Genomic DNA, 15,910 nt, shown 5'->3' with positions numbered 1-15,910 from the left:
TTATTATTGTGCGCTTGCTATGGATAATGCCGTTTGCTCTTCACTTCGGTTTGCCTCGAATGAAAACCAAAAATGGTTCATAAGTGGACATTCCGCGTGAGGGATGGTTATTTTCGAAAACAGACACCTTCAATCTAGGGGTTATGACAAATTTATGTCAAATACTTTACAGCCGTTCTTCGACCATTGGCGCAATCGCTACTTATTGATGCGCCACGGCCATAGCCAGGCAAATCAACAGGGGTTAATTATTAGTAGTCCCGAGCGCGGTCTTAATGATTTCGGGCTTTCGGCTATGGGCGAGCAACAACTTGCACAGGCGGTAGCCGAGTGGGGCTGGCCCGCCCCCAGCAGAGTCGTGCATTCCGATTTTTTAAGAACGACACAAACGGCTGCTCGGGTGGCAAGCGCTTTTAAGCTTGAGAGGGTCGTTGATAAACGCTTGCGAGAGCGTTTTTTTGGCGATTTCGAAGGGCAGGCTGATGCGCATTATCCTGACGTATGGGCACTGGACAGCCTTGATGCCGGCCATTGTCAGCATCAGGTGGAAGCCGTTAGCTCAGTAGCGGCGCGAATGAGCGCCGTAATGGAAGGGTTAGAACAGCAATACGACGGTGAGACCATCCTGCTAGTCAGTCACGGGGACCCGCTGCAAATTCTGCTCACGGTGCTGGCCAAGAAGCCCCTTACCCAACACCGTGAACAGCCAGCACTGCTTCCCGCTAGCGTGACCCTAATAAACGCTTAGCCCTAATAGGCGCTTAGGTGTTGTCGCTAGCAGGTGGAATCCAGGCAATCATATCGACTTCCACATCGGCGCCGCCCGCCAGACCGGTCACCCCAATGCAGGTACGGGTAGGCAATGGTTGGGGAAAATAGCTCGCGTAGACCTTATTAACCTCGTCAAAGTGGCCCATATTGGTAATAAAGACGCGGGATTGAACGACATATTCAAAAGCACTGCCGACTTCTTCCAGCACGATCGCCAAGTTCTGCATCACGCGGTGCGTCTGCTCGGTAAAAGTACCCAGCAGCATTTCGTTGGTTTCCGGTACCGTCGGCATTTGTCCCGTAATAAACACCAAGTCGCCTACGCGGCAGGCGTGAGAAAAGGGCGCGATGGGCTGTGGTGCCCGGTCAATAAACAGCTTTTCAATCATACGATTACCTCTTTTTTTATCACGTCATTGCGAGGGGCGGAGCGACGAAGCAAGCGTGTTTGTAGTGGTGTAACCCCGAGATTGCTTCGCTTCGCTCGCAATGACATAGGGTGTAGGTCGCAATGATAGGTGTGTGGTTTGATATGTTTTAACACTTTAAAACATCATGGGCCTCAAATGAGGCCCATGATGACGTACTTATCAACAGCTGCTTTGTCTGCGGGCTGTGGATTAATGGCCAAGAATCTGGCTCAGGAACAGCTGGGTGCGCTCAGACTGCGGGTTATTGAAGAAAGGCTCGGGTGCGTTCTCTTCAATGATTTGGCCCTGATCCATAAAGATCACCCGGTCGGCCACGGTCTTGGCGAAGCCCATTTCGTGGGTCACGCAGATCATGGTCATGCCCTCTTCAGCAAGCTCGATCATGACGTCCAGCACTTCTTTGATCATCTCGGGGTCGAGTGCCGAAGTAGGCTCGTCAAACAGCATGACGTCAGGGTGCATGCACAGGGAGCGTGCAATGGCCACGCGCTGCTGCTGCCCGCCCGAAAGCTGCCCGGGGTACTTGGTGGCCTGTTCGGCAATGCGTACCCGTTGTAAGTACTCCATGGCCAGCGCTTCGGCTTCTTTACGGGGCTTCTTCTGAACCCACATTGGCGCGATACAGCAGTTTTCCAGCACCGTTAAGTGAGGAAACAGGTTGAAATGCTGAAACACCATACCTACGCTTCGACGAATCTGCTCAATACGCTTAACGTCTTGGGTGAGCGGAACGCCGCCCACCACGATTTCACCTTTTTGGTGCTCTTCAAGGTGGTTAATGCAGCGAATCAGCGTTGATTTACCCGACCCCGAAGGGCCACATACCACGATCCGTTCGCCGCGTTTTACTTCAAGGTAGATATCGCGCAGTACGTGAAAATCGCCGTACCACTTGTTGACGTTGCGCATCTCGACCATCAGGTCAGAAGTACTGGCGTCAGTGGTGTTGGTGGCTGCTTGTGTCATGTTGAAATCCTACTTAAATCGTAAAGAGATGCGGCATCAGTGCTTATGGCCGGTATTAAGCTTGCGTTCCAGGTACTGGCTGTAGCGCGACATGCTGAAACAGAAAATCCAGAACACGAACGCCGCAAATACATACCCCTCTATCGAGAAGCCCAACCAGCGCGAGTCGGAAAGCGCCGCTTGCACAATGCCCAGCAGGTCAAACAGCCCGATGATCATCACCAGGGTGGTATCTTTAAACAGGGAGATAAACGTATTAACGATACCCGGAATCATCATCTTTAGGGCTTGAGGCATCACGATCAGCCCCATCCGCTTCCAGTACGTCATACCCAATGCTGCGGCGGCCTCATCCTGGCCTTTGGGTATCGCCTGCAAACCACCGCGAATAACCTCTGCCATGTAGGCGCTTTGGAACAGTGTGAGGCCGATCAGGGCACGCACTAGGCGATCCACACTGATTTCTGAGGGTAGGAATAGCGGCAACATTACCGAGGCCATAAACAGAATGGTAATCAGTGGTACGCCGCGCCAGAACTCAATGAAAATCACGCAGAAGGTTTTGACGATGGGCATGTTCGAGCGTCGCCCAAGGGCGAGCACGATGCCAATCGGCAATGCGCCAATCATGCCCACGCTGGCCAATAGCAGGGTCAGCATCAAGCCGCCCCAGCGGTGGGTCGATACCCGCGGTAGGTCGAAGTAGCCGCCGTGGAGTAACACGTAGGCGATGACCGGAAAGATCACCAGCGCAAATAGGGCCATCCAGCGCTTAAAGGGCAGGCGGGGGATGACCATCCAAGCAATAATGCCTGCAAACATGGCAAACACGATGTTGGCGCGCCAATACTCTTCGCTTGGGTAGAGGCCGTACATGAACTGGGAGAAACGCGCGTTGACGAACACCCAGCAGGCGCCCGCCCGTGTGCAGTCTTCGCGGCTGTCTCCCACCCAGTTGGCATCGATAAACGCCCACTGAACCGTTGGCACCACGAGCAGGTAAAGCACGTACAGGCCCAACAGCGTGAAAACACTATTGATCGGACCATTGAACAGGTTGCCACGTAGCCAGGCAATCGGACCGATCGTGCCTTTAGGCGCCGGACGCTGAGGTATGGTTTCTTTATTGTGAATCATGGGGTCGCCTCCGGCCTAGCGTTCTACCAGCGCAACGCGAGCGTTGAACCAGTTCATGAACATGGACACCAGCAAGCTGATGATGAGATAGACCGCCATGGTCATGGCAATGACTTCGATTGCTTGACCGGTCTGGTTGAGCGTGGTGCCAGCAAAAACCGACACCAAGTCGGGATAACCAATGGCGGTGGCCAGGGAGGAGTTTTTAATCAGGTTGAGATACTGGCTGGTCAGCGGCGGAATGATAACGCGCAAGGCTTGAGGGATTACCACTAGGCGCAGAACGAGCTTGCGCGGCAAGCTAAGTGCTTGGGCCGCTTCGGTTTGGCCATGGGGGATCGCTTGAATGCCCGAGCGCACAATCTCCGCAATAAACGACGCGGTATAAATGGAAAGCGCCAGCCATAGCGCCAAGAACTCCGGAATGATGGTTATCCCGCCACCGAAGTTAAAGCCACGCAGTACCGGCATTTCCCAGGTCACCGGAACGCCGGTGGCCACCAGTATTAGCAGTGGCAGGCCGAAAATAATCACTAGCGACATCCAGAAAACCGGTAAGCGTTTACCGGTCGCTTCGTGGCGGCGTTTATTCCAGACAATCAATGCAATGCTAGCCATGATCGCCACCACAAACGTGATAGGAATAAGCCCAAACCCAGATTCAAATAGCGGTTGTGGCAGGTAAAGTCCGCGTACGTTGAGAAAAATGGCTTCGCCAAACGCCATGCTTTCCCGGGCGCTAGGCAAGGTGCGCAGCACCGCGAAGTACCAGAAGAAAATCTGCAGCAGCAGCGGAATATTACGGAAAGTTTCGATATAGGCATTGGCTAACTTAGCGATCAGCCAATTGGGCGATAGCCGCGCGATACCGACGATAAAACCGATAATCGAGGCAGCAATAACCCCCAGCCCTCCCACCAACAGCGTGTTGAGCAAGCCAATGACGAAGGTGCGGCCGTAGGTGCTTTGAGAAGAGTACTCAATCAAGGTTTGACCAATACCAAAGCCGGCTGTGTTGTTCAAAAAGCCTAAGCCAGTGGTAATGCCGCGGGCGTTCAGGTTGGCTTGGGTATTGCCGATAATATAGATCAGGAAAGCCGCTACAACGGCGACCAAAATGATTTGAAAAATAAGTGCGCGCTTAGCGCGGTCTCGCCAAAACGGCGGCTTGTGGCCGGCGGGGCGAATGTTGGGTCTTACAGACATGGATGGCGTCTCCGCTACACGGAAGGTCAATCAGATGGCCCGCCATGCCCTTTAAACAGATACCTGTAAAGAGGACGGCGGGCCGGGGTCAAGCGAGACGCTTAGCGAATCGGGGGAGCGTACTGGAAGCCGCCATCGTTCCACAGGGCGTTGACACCGCGCTCGATTTCAAGCGGGGAGCCCATACCCACGTTACGTTCAAAGCTTTCTGCGTAGTTACCTACTTGGCTGATGATGTTGTAAGCCCAGTCAGCCTCAAGGTTCATGCCTTCACCGTAGTTGCCGTCTTGGCCTAGCAGACGAGCAACATCAGGATTTTCAGAGTTCAGCATCTCTTCAGCGTTTTCACTGGTGACGCCGTACTCTTCGGCGTTAATCATCGCGAACAGCGACCATTTCACGATGTTGAACCAAAGGTCGTCACCCTGACGAACCACAGGACCCAGCGGCTCTTTAGAGATGACGTCAGACAGAATCATCGAGCCTTCCGGATCATCTAGCTGAATACGCAGCGCTGCGAGCTGTGAGGTATCAGAGGTCAGAACGTCACAGCGACCGGCTTGATAGCCACCCACGGTTTGTTCAGAGGTATCGAATACGATCGGGTTGAATTCCATGTCATTGGCACGGAAGTAGTCAGCCAGGTTCAGCTCGGTGGTAGTACCCGACTGAATACAGATAGACGCACCGTTAAGCTCATCGGCGCCGGTAATGCCCAGATCGCGAGAAACCATGAAGCCTTGGCCGTCGTAGAAGTTAACGCCGGTGAAGTTCAGGCCCAACGTCGTATCGCGCGTCGTGGTCCAGGTGGTGTTACGTGAAAGTACATCAACTTCACCAGACTGCAGGGCAGTGAAGCGCTCAACGGCATTTAGAGAAATATAGTTAACGGCGTCTGCATCACCGAGAACCGCTGCGGCTACGGCACGGCATACATCAACATCCAGACCTTGCCAATTACCGTCGTCATCCGGGGCTGAGAAGCCCGGCAAACCATCGCTCACACCACACTGAACGGCGCCACGCTCAATGGTATCTTCCAACGTGTCGGCTTGAGCAGTCGCCATTCCCGCCAGGCTCAGTGAGCCAGCGGACGCCAGAAGCGCCAGGTGTTTTTTATTGAACATTTAGTTTCCCTCGAAGTTCTTGAAATTGGTTATTGAAATCAGTCATTGAAATAGTCATGCATGCCGTAGCATGTAACTAAACCTAGCAAGGAAGATGCCAACAAGGGTACAGGCGCACATTCAGCGCTTTTCAACGCTACTCAACCAATTCGAGACGAACGTCTAGGTGCAAAAATTGTTACCGCCCACCTCGCTTTGCACCTTTCTAGAGCAAGCTGCGGTGAGCGGTGACAGAAATGCAGCAGTGAAGAGCGCTTATTCGGCGGAAAACGCCTTGCGCATAAACGGCGGCAGGGCGAGTGCACCGCGGTGGGCATCAACACTGTAATACTCAAGCGGCAGGTCGTGGCTGGCCGCTGCCTGCTCTCGGAAGGCATTAACGTCGGTGGATTTACCCGCCAATGTCACGCTCCACCAGCCTGAAGGGTATACCGGCTGCGGGAAGGGCAGTGTGGCGACGCTGTCAAAACCCGCTTCAAGCATATCGTGACGTAGCGCACGAATGATCGAGCCCGTGTGGTAAAGCGGCGACTCACTCTGCTGCACCATCACACCACCGCTTTTTAAAATGCGGTGGCAGCGCTTGAGAAAATCGGTTTTGAACAACCCTTCGGCAGGGCCGACCGGATCGGTGGAGTCGATAATGAGGACATCAATGCTCTCTTCCGGTGCATCGTCCACCCATTTAACGCCATCAGCGAACAGTAGCTCAGCGCGCGGATCGTTATTCGATTCAACCAATGTCGGGAAAAAGCGTTCAGACGCTTTCGTCACTTCTTCATCGATATCGATCTGAGTGACTTTTTCCACGCTGGGGTGACGCAGCACTTCTTTTAACGTCCCGCAGTCGCCGCCACCGATAATCACCACCCGCTTAGGGTCTTGATGGGTAAACAGCGCCGGATGCGCAATCATTTCGTGATAGAGAAAGTTGTCGCGATCGGTCAGCATTACACAGCCATCCAGCACCATCAGGTTGCCGTAGGTCTCGGTAGCGTAGACCTCCAGGTGTTGGTATTGGCTCTGCACATCCAGCAGTTTTTCAGAGATTTTCAGTGAGAAAGCGCTGCCGTGGCTGTCAAAAATTTCGGTAAACCACTGGTCGTCGCGTAATTCGCTCATCAATTGGCTCCTGAGTGCGCTGTGTTGGGTTGCGTTGGAATATCACGGTGATACTGCGGGCTTAACTCGTGCAGCGCCTCCATAAAGGCAGTGACGTTATCCGGGTTAGTAAACTGGCTGATACCGTGGCCCAGGTTAAACACATGGCCCGGGCCATGGCCGTAGCTTTCCAGCACGCGCGCCACTTCAGCGCGGATAGCCGAGGGGCGGGCAAACAGTACGTTAGGATCCAGGTTGCCCTGCAGGGCGACTTTGTGGCCCACCCGCGCGCGCGCGTTGGAAAGCTCGGTAGACCAGTCGATACCCAGCGCATCGGCACCGGCGCAGGCGATATGCTCAAGCCACTGGCCACCGTTTTTGGTGAACAGAATCACCGGCACGCGGCGACCGTCGTGTTCGCGGATCAGTCCGGAAACGATCTGCTCCATATAGCGCAGCGAAAATTCAAGATAAGCCGGTGTAGAGAGCGCGCCACCCCAGGTATCAAAAATCTGTACTGCCTGGGCGCCGGCGCGAATCTGTGCATTCAGGTAGTCGGTGACCGCATGCGCCAGCGTATCCAGCAACTGGTGCATGGTATCCGGCGTATCGTAAAGCATGGTTTTCAGGTGGCGGAAATCCTTGCTGGAGCCGCCCTCCACCATGTAGGTCGCCAGAGTCCAGGGGCTGCCGGAGAAGCCGATCAGCGGCATGCGGCCGTTCAACTCGCGGCGAATGGTCGACACCGCCCGCATCACGTAATCCAAGTCACGCTCGGCGTCGGGCACGCTCAGTGCTGCGACTTCTTCCTGGGTGCGCACGGTTTTGCGAAACTTGGGGCCTTCGCCGGTTTCAAAATAGAGCCCCAGGCCCATCGCATCTGGAATGGTCAAAATGTCAGAAAACAGAATGGCCGCGTCCAGTGGGTAGCGCTCTAAAGGCTGCATGGTGACTTCGCAGGCCAGGTCATGGTTACGGCAGAGGTCCATAAAGCTGCCTGCATCGGCACGGCTGGCGCGGTATTCCGGCAGGTAGCGACCCGCTTGGCGCATCATCCATACCGGGGTACGGTCAACGGGCTGGCGCGCCAGGGCGCGAAGGAAGCGGTCATTTTGCAGCGGTGTGGTGGTCATAAATACTTGCTCTTAAGAAATTTGCCCGCATTGTCCTTGAGACAAGTACTGGGTATAGGCACTTTGGATCGTATGGGGCAATTGTACTTGAAGATAGGCGCAAGGGCGGCGTACTCGATGGCAAAAATCGTCGCACCCAGCCAATTTTTCTCTGCTAATTAACCGGTTTTAGCCGCGTTGCCATCGTGAGGCGTGCGCCGCTTCCTGTTAGAATGCTTGCCCACTTTGCCAACACTGGTGTGGTTAACTGGTTTGGTCAATCAGCGAGGTAACCTGTGACCATTCGCTTCATTGCCGCTTCTCAACTGCCCACCCCCTGGGCAACCTTTACAATGCATGGCTTCGAAGATGAGGCCACCGGCAAGGATCATATCGCCTTAACGTTGGGTGATGTGACCGGTGATGTGCCGGTACTGGGGCGAGTGCATTCTGAATGTTTAACCGGCGATGCGCTCTTTTCGATGCGTTGTGACTGTGGCTATCAGTTGCAGGAAGCGCTCAAGCGCATTGCAGAAGAGGGGCGCGGCGTGCTGTTTTATCTGCGCCAAGAGGGCCGTGGGATCGGCCTGTTAAACAAAATCCGCGCGTATCATCTGCAGGATCAAGGGGCCGACACGGTCGAAGCCAACGAGCAGCTTGGTTTTGGCGCCGATATGCGCCGCTATGATCTGTGCGTGCCCATGCTCAACCACCTCGGCATCACCTCTCTACGGTTAATGACCAACAATCCACGCAAAGTGGATGCCCTGACCCGCGATGGAGTGAATGTAGTCGAGCGCTTACCGATCACCACCGGCCTGAACCCCCACAACGAGCAGTACCTTGCCACCAAAGCGGGCAAACTCGGCCATATGATGGCCCTGGATGACTTTACCCAGGCCAGCGATGTGGATATTGAACGCAAGGGATGATGACCCGCACATAAGGCGTTAACCAGCCCGGAAACTTGCTTTTTTTTAACCTTTTTTGCCCGGCAACTGAGCTATGTTGATACATAGCAGGATGCTAACCCAAGGGTAAAAAGTTAAGGAGAAGCAGCCATGAAAGCACTTTGCTGGCACGGTAAGAATGACGTTCGTTACGACACGGTACCGGATCCACAAATCGAACACCCCCGCGACGCCATCGTTAATGTCAGTAGCTGCGCTATCTGCGGCTCCGATCTCCATCTCTACGATCACTTCATACCGGCGATGGAGTCAGGCGATGTGCTTGGCCATGAGTTTATGGGCGAAGTGATGGAGGTGGGCAGCGAGGTAAAGAATTTAAAGGTAGGTGATCGTGTCGTGGTTCCCTTCACTATTTTTTGTGGTGAATGCGAACAGTGCCAGCGTGGCAATTATTCAGTTTGTGAGCGCTCTAATCGCAATAAAGCATTGGCCGATAAAGCGTTCGGCCATGGTGGCGCCGGTCTCTTTGGCTATTCTCATCTCACAGGCGGGTATGCAGGCGGTCAGGCTGAGTATGTCCGGGTACCGTTTGCCGACACCACGCATATCAAAGTGCCCAGCACGCTGACAGATGAACAAGTGCTTTTCCTAGGTGACATCTTTCCTACCGGTTGGCAGGCGGCGGTACAGTGCGATATTCAGCCTACCGATACGGTGGTGGTTTGGGGCGCAGGGCCCGTTGGCCAGTTTTGTGTACGCAGCGCGGTGTTGCTGGGCGCAAAGCAAGCCGTCGTTATCGATAATGTGCCCGAGCGGCTTGCCATGGCAGAAGCGGGCGGTGCCATTACGATTAATTTCGATAAAGAGAGCGTCTTGAGCCGCCTGAAAGACCTGACCAATGGTAAGGGGCCGGAAAAGTGTATTGATGCGGTGGGCCTGGAAGCACACGCCACCCGTTCACTCGACTCAATGTACGATCGCGTTAAACAAACCATGTTGATGGAATCGGATCGCGCCCATGTATTGCGCGAAATGATCTACGTATGCCGCCCGGCAGGGATCCTCTCGATTCCCGGCGTTTATGGAGGGTTGGTCGACAAGCTCCCCATTGGTGCATTAATGAACAAAGGGCTGACGGTGCGTACCGGTCAGACCCACGTTAACCGCTGGACCGATGATCTGCTGCGGCGTATTGATGAAGGCCAGATTGATCCCTCCTTCGTTATTACTCACTCTGTCGGCCTTGAGCAAGGGCCCGAAATGTATAAAACCTTCCGCGATAAACAGGATGGTTGCGTCAAGGTTATTCTCAAGCCTTGAAGACACCGACATGGAGGTAGCGATGCATAAGCACACAGACATGGCTCATTCGCAAAGCGCCGCGGATAAGCTTGCGCGGGGGCTTGGCTGGTTAAGCGTAGGAATGGGGCTCTATCAGCTGTTAGCGCCAGGAAAGCTTACCCAAAAGCTGGGTATGCAGGGCAGTGAAAACAATATGCGCGCTTGCGGGGCGCGAGAAATAATTACTGGGATCGGTGCATTGTCGGATAACCCCACTCCCGCAATCTGGAGTCGCGTTGGCGGCGATATGTTAGACCTTGCCGCGCTCTCCTTTGCGCTAAAGGATGCGCATAACCCCAAGAAACAGAATGTGTATCTTGCGCTCACGGCGGTGGGTATTCTCACTGCCATTGATTACGCCTGCGCCAAGGCCTTGAGCCAACGGCATGCCTATCAAGGCGGCATTACCCCTGATTACAGTCATCGAAGCGGCTTTCCCCAAGGGTTAGCAGGCGCGCGAGGCGCTGCATCGGATTTTCAAGTGCCCGCCGATATGAAGGCAGCCTTACCCTCCTCAACGCTTTAAAAAATAGTCCATCCTTATCTTGAGCAGGTTGGCTGCTCTCCTCAACACCGAGCCCGGTTTTCACTAACGGGCTCGGTTTGTTTGTTACGTAGCTCTCTTTACAGACATGGAACCATTGGTCGCGGATACTTTCTGTATTGCCAGCAGCTCGCTAATCTGTGTATGCCTGAGCTATAAGATAGACAAAGCGTTAGAGGTGCCTGCTTTGAAAAATACCGATGTCGGCGTCCCGCTGGGCGAATTTAGCGTGACGGAAGAGTGGCTACATAGTATTACCCATGGGGTGGGAGCTGTGCTTAGTTTGGTAGGCATGGTGGTCTTGCTGGTAGCGGCTAGCCTAGCGGTTCACGTCGACCCTTGGAAGGTGGTGAGTTTAAGCCTGTACGGCGCAACGCTGGTACTGCTATATACCGCTTCGACGCTTTACCACGGTATTGCGCATCGGCGCTGGAAGCAGCGCTTTCAACTGCTCGATCATTGCGCCATTTATTTGCTTATTGCTGGCACCTACACGCCTTTTTTACTCGTTAATATGCGCGGTCCGACCGGGTGGATGCTATTTACCGCCGTGTGGTCGCTGGCACTGGCGGGCATTGCCTGCAAACTATGCTGGCCGCATCGCTTTGCGGTGTTACGCGTGACGATTTATTTACTTATGGGTTGGATGATAGTACTCGCCGCCGAGGAAATGACGGCTAATTTATCGTCAACCGGTATCACCCTGCTGGCTGCGGGCGGCATCACCTACACGCTGGGCGTTATCTTCTACGCTGTGCGTGCCATCCCCTATAACCATACGATCTGGCATATGTTTGTGATCGCCGGAAGCGTCTGCCACTACTTTGCGGTTTACAGCGCCGTGCTGCCTCACGTGACGTCAGCTTAACTAAAAGTGCCAGAATCCTTCTGTAGATGACGGATTCAACTTAAGTTTTAGCATTTTAGGCCGAAAGTAGTAGTAGGTTTGGTGGTTGACCTGGGTGTATTGAGCCCTCAATCGCCTGAAAAGCCACAGCAGGTGCGTAATAGGATGACTATTGTCGTCCAGAAACGACATCGAACAAGAAATGCTAACAAGAGGATTGTCATGAGCACTGTTAACAACGCCCACGACACGACCATGCCGTCGGTACTGGGCAAAAAAGACAGTACTGATGAGATGGTGCATCGCATAGGCCACTTAACGCGCCTGCTGCGGGACAGCATGAAAGAACTCGGCTTAGATCAGCAGATTACCCAGGCGGCGCAAGCGATACCGGATGCCAATGATCGTCTCAATTATGTTGCCCTGATGACCGAGCAAGCCGCAGAGCGGGCATTGAATGCCGTTGAGCGCGCGCAACCCTTGCAAGACACGCTTGAGGAAGAAGGCGCGGCGCTTAATAAGCGCTGGCAGACCGCGGCAGCCAATCTCGCGGTGGTTGAAGAAGACCCTAAACTCGTCGAGGAGACGCAGGATTTTTTGAGTAGCAAACTGCCCGCCGCCACCGGCGCTACGCAAAAAGAGTTGCTTGAAATCATGATGGCTCAAGACTTCCAGGATCTTACCGGCCAGGTGATTAAGAAAATGATGGAAGTTATCAAGCTAATCGAAGAGCAGCTTATTCAGGTGTTGGTGGATAATGTGCCTAACGTCACCGACGGCGTTAAAGTTGAAGATGGTCGTGATGAGCATGCCCGACTACGCAATGGCCCCCAGGTAGGGGAAAGCAAGTTGGATGCAGTGTCTGGACAGGATCAGGTCGATGATCTGCTTGATGAGCTTGGCTTTTAAAGGCGCCAAGCTCAGCAAAAAACCGTTGCCTTAATTAACCCTTCGCTGCTGCCTGCTCTTTTTCCATCGCCTTAGCCATGGCGGGGCGCTTGATATGGCGCTCGCGGTAAGCCAACAGCGGCTCGGGTAAGCGGTGCTTCATGCTGGTTGCCCAGGAAAGGGTGTGGGTTAAAAACAGATCGGCGAGTGTGAACGTATTACCCACTAAGTTTTCCTGGCCGTTAAAGCGGCGCTCCAGGGCGCTTATTGCACGCTGAAACTCCCAGGCACAGACAGGCAGAATAGCCGGTACACGCTTATCTTCAGGCAGGGCAAACTTATGCTTGGCTTGATTCCACAGCGGTTGCTCGATCTCGGTCACGATAAAACTGAGCCACTGGTCAACCTGAGCGCGGCCTGCGGGGTCACTTGGCAACAGTGAGCCATCCCCATATCTTTCGGCCAAATAGCGGCAAATGGGTGCCGACTCGAATAGGTGCACTTCGCCATCTTCAATGACCGGCACCTTGCCGTCCGGGTGGCGCATTAAGTGTGCCGCCGATTGGCCTTCGCCCTTGTCCAGTGCGACATGCTGGCACTGATATTCAACGCCTAACTCTTCAAGCGCCCACGCCACTCTTAGCGAGCGTGACTGGGGAAAACTGTATAGCGTTATCATCGCGTGCTCCTGACGATAGTGTGACCGATGCTTTAATTTAGCGGGCCGTAACGACGGTGTCGATGCGCTACGGGCACTGCTGAAACGTTATGGCAGCGACCGCTATCGCTAATTGCTGCCTCGCGCCGTACGGATACGTTCGTAAGCATTGCCGATTTCACTAGTGCGCGCTTGAGCAATGTCACGCATGCTTTCGGGTAAGCCTTTACCCGCCAATTTGTCCGGGTGGTTTTGGCTCATCAGACGACGGTAGGCCTTTTTGATTTCAGCATCGCTGGCGTCATCGGAAACCCCCAATACACGATAGGCATCTTTCAGTGCTTCTTCGCTGGCGCCTTGGGAGTTAGCGGCTGCGCCGTGCAGCATTGCCTCGATCTGCTGCAGTTCGGTATCGCTGCAACCCACGCCACGGGCCACGCGCAGGATCATCTCTTGTTCAGCGGGGTGGAGCACGCCGTCAGCGGCGATAGCGGAAAGCTGAACCTGGATAAATACTTGGCGTAGCACCGGCTGGCGCTGGGTGAGGCGGTTAACGTTGGCGAGTTCGGCGTCAAGATTAAAGTCATCGGCGCGACCGCGCTCGAAGGCGGCGCGGGCCTTGGCACGCTGTTCACCCTGTAAATGCATCTGGTCAAAGAGCTTTTCGGCAACATCCAGCTCGCCTTCGGTGACTTTGCCGTCGGCTTGGCATAGACAACCCATGACAGAGAATATCGACTCCAGAAAGCCTTCTTGAATTCGCATCCGCGCGATAGTCAGGCGGCGACTGATACGCCGACCTAGCCACCAGCCCAGGCCGCCGCCAATGAGTAGCCCTACTGGGCCACCGAACGCAAGACCGATCAGGCCGAAAATCACAATAAGCAGTAGCATAGAAATCTCAAAAGTAGGTTAAAACAGTTTAAAAGCAGATTAGAAGTAATACCTTATGGCAACCTGGCGCGAATGGCACGCTCGATGCCTTCACTATCCAGCTGACAGTCGGCCAGCAGTTGGGCAGGCGTTCCGTGCTCGACAAAAGCATCCGGCAGACCGAGATTGAGCACTTCCACTTGTACGCCTTCAGCGTGAAGAAGCTCATTGACCGCGCTGCCCGCACCACCGGCAATCACGTTCTCTTCCAGTGTTACCAGCAGTTCGTGTTCATCAGCGGCATGCAGCACCGCATCGCGATCGAGTGGTTTGATAGAACGCATGTTGATGTGGGTAGCATTGAGCCGTTCGGCCACTTCGGCCGCAGCGCTGTTCATGCTGCCAAACGCCAGCAGCGCAATACGAACGCTGTCGCTTGAGGCGTTTCGACGTACCTCGGCTTTACCAATCGTTAATGGCTCAAGATGCGCCGGAATCTCCGCGCCTGGCCCGGTGCCGCGTGGGTAGCGCACCGCTGCGGGGCCAGGGTGGTGGTAGGCCGCACTGAGCATGGCACGGCATTCGGCTTCGTCCGCCGGGGCGAGAATCACCATGCCGGGCACACAGCGCAGGAACGAAAGATCCATGCTGCCGTGGTGTGTGGGGCCGTCTTCGCCGACTAAGCCAGCGCGGTCAATGGCAAAGGTGACATCCAGGTGCTGTACCGCGACATCATGAATGAGCTGATCATAACCGCGCTGCAGGAAGGTAGAGTAAATCGCCACCACTGGCTTCATGCCTTCGCACGCCATACCCGCCGCCAGTGTGACGGCGTGCTGCTCGGCAATCGCGACATCGAAATAGCGCTGGGGATACGCCTTTGAGAAGCGAATCAGGTCGGAGCCTTCGCGCATCGCAGGGGTGATGCCCATCAAGCGCGAATCGGCAGCGGCCATATCGCAGAGCCAGTCGCCGAACACGTTGCAGTATTTCTTCTTGGCGACGCTCTTAACCGCCGGTTTACTAACCGTCGAGGCGCTGACCGTGGTGCTTGGCTTCTCAAGCTTGGTGATTGCATGGTAGCCAATTTGATCCGCTTCAGCAGGCAGGAAGCCTTTGCCTTTCACGGTTTTGATATGCAGAAACTGCGGGCCGTCGAGATCACGCAGGTTTTCCAGCGTATCGGTGAGCGATTCGAGGTCATGGCCGTCGATCGGGCCGACGTAGTTAAAGCCCATCTCCTCGAACAGCGTGGCGGGGCTCACCATGCCTTTCATGTGCTCTTCGGTGCGCCGGGCAAGCTCGAGTGCGCCGGGCAGGTGGGAAAGCACCTTTTTACCCTCTTCGCGCATTTTGAGATACGGCTTGCTGGAGAGTACGCGGGCAAGATAGGTCGCCATGCCGCCAACGTTCTCGGAGATCGACATTTCGTTGTCGTTCAGGACCACCAGCAGGTTGGCATCCACGTGGCCCGCATGGGCCAGGGCTTCAAACGCCATGCCAGCGGTGAGTGCGCCATCGCCAATAATGGCGCACACGCGGCGTTTATCACCCTGGGCTTTTGCCGCCAATGCCATGCCCAGCGCCGCGGAAATCGATGTGCTGGAGTGACCGACCCCGAAGGTGTCGTACTCGGATTCGGCACGGCGCGGAAACGCGGCTAAACCGCCGTGCTGGCGAATACTGAGCATCGTTTCACGGCGGCCGGTCAGGATTTTATGCGGGTAGGCTTGATGGCCAACGTCCCACACCAAGCGGTCCTGGGGCGTGTTAAAGGCGTGATGCAGGGCAACGCTTAACTCGACAACGCCGAGGCCAGCACCAAAGTGACCACCCGAAACGCCCACGCTATACAGCAAGTAAGCACGAAGTTCATCGGCCAGTTGGGCGAGCTGATGGTCATTCATGGCCCGCAGCGCGGCGGGGTGGTCAAAGGAGTCGAGCAACGGCGTCGCCGGGCGCTCGCGGGGAATCTCGTCGAACAGCTTCATGGGCAT

At 54.9% G+C, this 15,910-nt stretch carries 16 protein-coding genes; 6 read left to right on the top strand and 10 right to left on the bottom strand.

Annotated features, from left to right (window positions below):
- Positions 1–154 precede the first annotated feature (154 nt).
- Positions 155–748, top strand: a complete 594-nt coding sequence (locus tag ACUN8H_RS10450; protein WP_445532067.1) for a histidine phosphatase family protein — start codon at positions 155–157, stop codon at positions 746–748.
- A gap of 13 nt (positions 749–761) precedes the next feature.
- On the opposite strand, the gene ACUN8H_RS10445 is transcribed toward ACUN8H_RS10450, so the two are convergent.
- The 7 genes from ACUN8H_RS10445 to hemE form a co-directional block, all read right to left on the bottom strand.
- A complete protein-coding gene (locus ACUN8H_RS10445; protein WP_445532066.1) occupies positions 762–1,160 on the bottom strand; it encodes a RidA family protein in 399 nt (132 codons plus the stop codon).
- A gap of 231 nt (positions 1,161–1,391) precedes the next feature.
- On the bottom strand, positions 1,392–2,120 hold the full coding sequence (locus ACUN8H_RS10440; RefSeq protein ID WP_445532183.1) for an amino acid ABC transporter ATP-binding protein: 729 nt from the start codon (positions 2,118–2,120) through the stop codon (positions 1,392–1,394).
- Between the two features lie 84 nt (positions 2,121–2,204).
- On the bottom strand, positions 2,205–3,305 hold the full coding sequence (locus tag ACUN8H_RS10435; protein ID WP_445532065.1) for an amino acid ABC transporter permease: 1,101 nt from the start codon (positions 3,303–3,305) through the stop codon (positions 2,205–2,207).
- Positions 3,306–3,320: 15 nt separating this feature from the next.
- Positions 3,321–4,511: an amino acid ABC transporter permease gene (locus ACUN8H_RS10430; RefSeq protein ID WP_445532064.1), complete on the bottom strand. Its 1,191-nt coding sequence runs from the start codon at positions 4,509–4,511 to the stop codon at positions 3,321–3,323.
- 101 nt (positions 4,512–4,612) lie between these two features.
- Complete coding sequence (locus ACUN8H_RS10425; protein WP_290701760.1) at positions 4,613–5,638, bottom strand: amino acid ABC transporter substrate-binding protein; 1,026 nt, start codon at positions 5,636–5,638, stop codon at positions 4,613–4,615.
- 255 nt (positions 5,639–5,893) lie between these two features.
- Positions 5,894–6,760: a polyamine aminopropyltransferase gene (gene speE / locus ACUN8H_RS10420; RefSeq protein WP_445532063.1), complete on the bottom strand. Its 867-nt coding sequence runs from the start codon at positions 6,758–6,760 to the stop codon at positions 5,894–5,896.
- On the bottom strand, positions 6,760–7,872 hold the full coding sequence (gene hemE, locus ACUN8H_RS10415; RefSeq protein ID WP_445532062.1) for a uroporphyrinogen decarboxylase: 1,113 nt from the start codon (positions 7,870–7,872) through the stop codon (positions 6,760–6,762). The genes speE and hemE overlap by 1 nt, the downstream gene beginning before the upstream one ends.
- A gap of 275 nt (positions 7,873–8,147) precedes the next feature.
- Between hemE and ribA the strand changes: the two genes are divergently transcribed.
- The 5 genes from ribA (at position 8,148) to cheZ (ending at position 12,403) form a co-directional block, all read left to right on the top strand.
- The gene (ribA, locus tag ACUN8H_RS10410; RefSeq protein ID WP_008957523.1) at positions 8,148–8,783 is read left to right on the top strand and encodes a GTP cyclohydrolase II; all 636 of its coding nucleotides are present in this window, start codon (positions 8,148–8,150) and stop codon (positions 8,781–8,783) included.
- A 129-nt stretch (positions 8,784–8,912) separates the two neighbouring features.
- A complete protein-coding gene (locus ACUN8H_RS10405) occupies positions 8,913–10,082 on the top strand; it encodes a zinc-dependent alcohol dehydrogenase (protein WP_445532061.1) in 1,170 nt (389 codons plus the stop codon).
- 22 nt (positions 10,083–10,104) lie between these two features.
- A complete protein-coding gene (locus ACUN8H_RS10400) occupies positions 10,105–10,629 on the top strand; it encodes a hypothetical protein (protein WP_445532060.1) in 525 nt (174 codons plus the stop codon).
- Positions 10,630–10,834: 205 nt separating this feature from the next.
- Positions 10,835–11,515 carry a PAQR family membrane homeostasis protein TrhA gene (gene trhA / locus ACUN8H_RS10395; protein ID WP_445532059.1) on the top strand — a complete coding sequence of 227 codons (681 nt, stop codon included), beginning with the start codon at positions 10,835–10,837 and terminating at the stop codon, positions 11,513–11,515.
- A gap of 201 nt (positions 11,516–11,716) precedes the next feature.
- On the top strand, positions 11,717–12,403 hold the full coding sequence (gene cheZ / locus ACUN8H_RS10390; protein ID WP_445532058.1) for a protein phosphatase CheZ: 687 nt from the start codon (positions 11,717–11,719) through the stop codon (positions 12,401–12,403).
- A 34-nt stretch (positions 12,404–12,437) separates the two neighbouring features.
- Here cheZ and ACUN8H_RS10385 read toward each other — a convergent pair whose 3' ends face one another.
- The 3 genes from ACUN8H_RS10385 to dxs all read right to left on the bottom strand — a co-directional run bounded on the left by ACUN8H_RS10385 (position 12,438) and on the right by dxs (position 15,910).
- The gene (locus ACUN8H_RS10385) at positions 12,438–13,061 is read right to left on the bottom strand and encodes a glutathione S-transferase family protein (protein WP_445532057.1); all 624 of its coding nucleotides are present in this window, start codon (positions 13,059–13,061) and stop codon (positions 12,438–12,440) included.
- A 108-nt stretch (positions 13,062–13,169) separates the two neighbouring features.
- Complete coding sequence (gene djlA / locus ACUN8H_RS10380) at positions 13,170–13,934, bottom strand: co-chaperone DjlA (protein ID WP_445532056.1); 765 nt, start codon at positions 13,932–13,934, stop codon at positions 13,170–13,172.
- A gap of 53 nt (positions 13,935–13,987) precedes the next feature.
- On the bottom strand, positions 13,988–15,910 hold the full coding sequence (gene dxs / locus ACUN8H_RS10375; protein ID WP_445532055.1) for a 1-deoxy-D-xylulose-5-phosphate synthase: 1,923 nt from the start codon (positions 15,908–15,910) through the stop codon (positions 13,988–13,990).

The sequence above is a fragment of the Vreelandella sp. V005 genome, assembly GCF_052645115.1.
Note: the sequence above shows the minus strand (reverse complement) of the source record. Positions and strands in the feature narration are given on the sequence as shown.

Bases quoted from the DNA above. Each gene is read 5' to 3' on its own strand.
- ACUN8H_RS10450 (WP_445532067.1), top strand. From the start codon at position 155: ATGTCAAATACTTTACAGCCGTTCTTCGACCATTGGCGCAATCGCTAC.
- ACUN8H_RS10445 (WP_445532066.1), bottom strand. From the start codon at position 1,160: ATGATTGAAAAGCTGTTTATTGACCGGGCACCACAGCCCATCGCGCCC.
- ACUN8H_RS10440 (WP_445532183.1), bottom strand. From the start codon at position 2,120: ATGGTCGAGATGCGCAACGTCAACAAGTGGTACGGCGATTTTCACGTA.
- ACUN8H_RS10435 (WP_445532065.1), bottom strand. From the start codon at position 3,305: ATGATTCACAATAAAGAAACCATACCTCAGCGTCCGGCGCCTAAAGGC.
- ACUN8H_RS10430 (WP_445532064.1), bottom strand. From the start codon at position 4,511: ATGTCTGTAAGACCCAACATTCGCCCCGCCGGCCACAAGCCGCCGTTT.
- ACUN8H_RS10425 (WP_290701760.1), bottom strand. From the start codon at position 5,638: ATGTTCAATAAAAAACACCTGGCGCTTCTGGCGTCCGCTGGCTCACTG.
- speE (WP_445532063.1), bottom strand. From the start codon at position 6,760: ATGAGCGAATTACGCGACGACCAGTGGTTTACCGAAATTTTTGACAGC.
- hemE (WP_445532062.1), bottom strand. From the start codon at position 7,872: ATGACCACCACACCGCTGCAAAATGACCGCTTCCTTCGCGCCCTGGCG.
- ACUN8H_RS10405 (WP_445532061.1), top strand. From the start codon at position 8,913: ATGAAAGCACTTTGCTGGCACGGTAAGAATGACGTTCGTTACGACACG.
- ACUN8H_RS10400 (WP_445532060.1), top strand. From the start codon at position 10,105: ATGCATAAGCACACAGACATGGCTCATTCGCAAAGCGCCGCGGATAAG.
- cheZ (WP_445532058.1), top strand. From the start codon at position 11,717: ATGAGCACTGTTAACAACGCCCACGACACGACCATGCCGTCGGTACTG.
- ACUN8H_RS10385 (WP_445532057.1), bottom strand. From the start codon at position 13,061: ATGATAACGCTATACAGTTTTCCCCAGTCACGCTCGCTAAGAGTGGCG.
- djlA (WP_445532056.1), bottom strand. From the start codon at position 13,934: ATGCTACTGCTTATTGTGATTTTCGGCCTGATCGGTCTTGCGTTCGGT.
- dxs (WP_445532055.1), bottom strand. From the start codon at position 15,910: ATGCCCATGAAGCTGTTCGACGAGATTCCCCGCGAGCGCCCGGCGACG.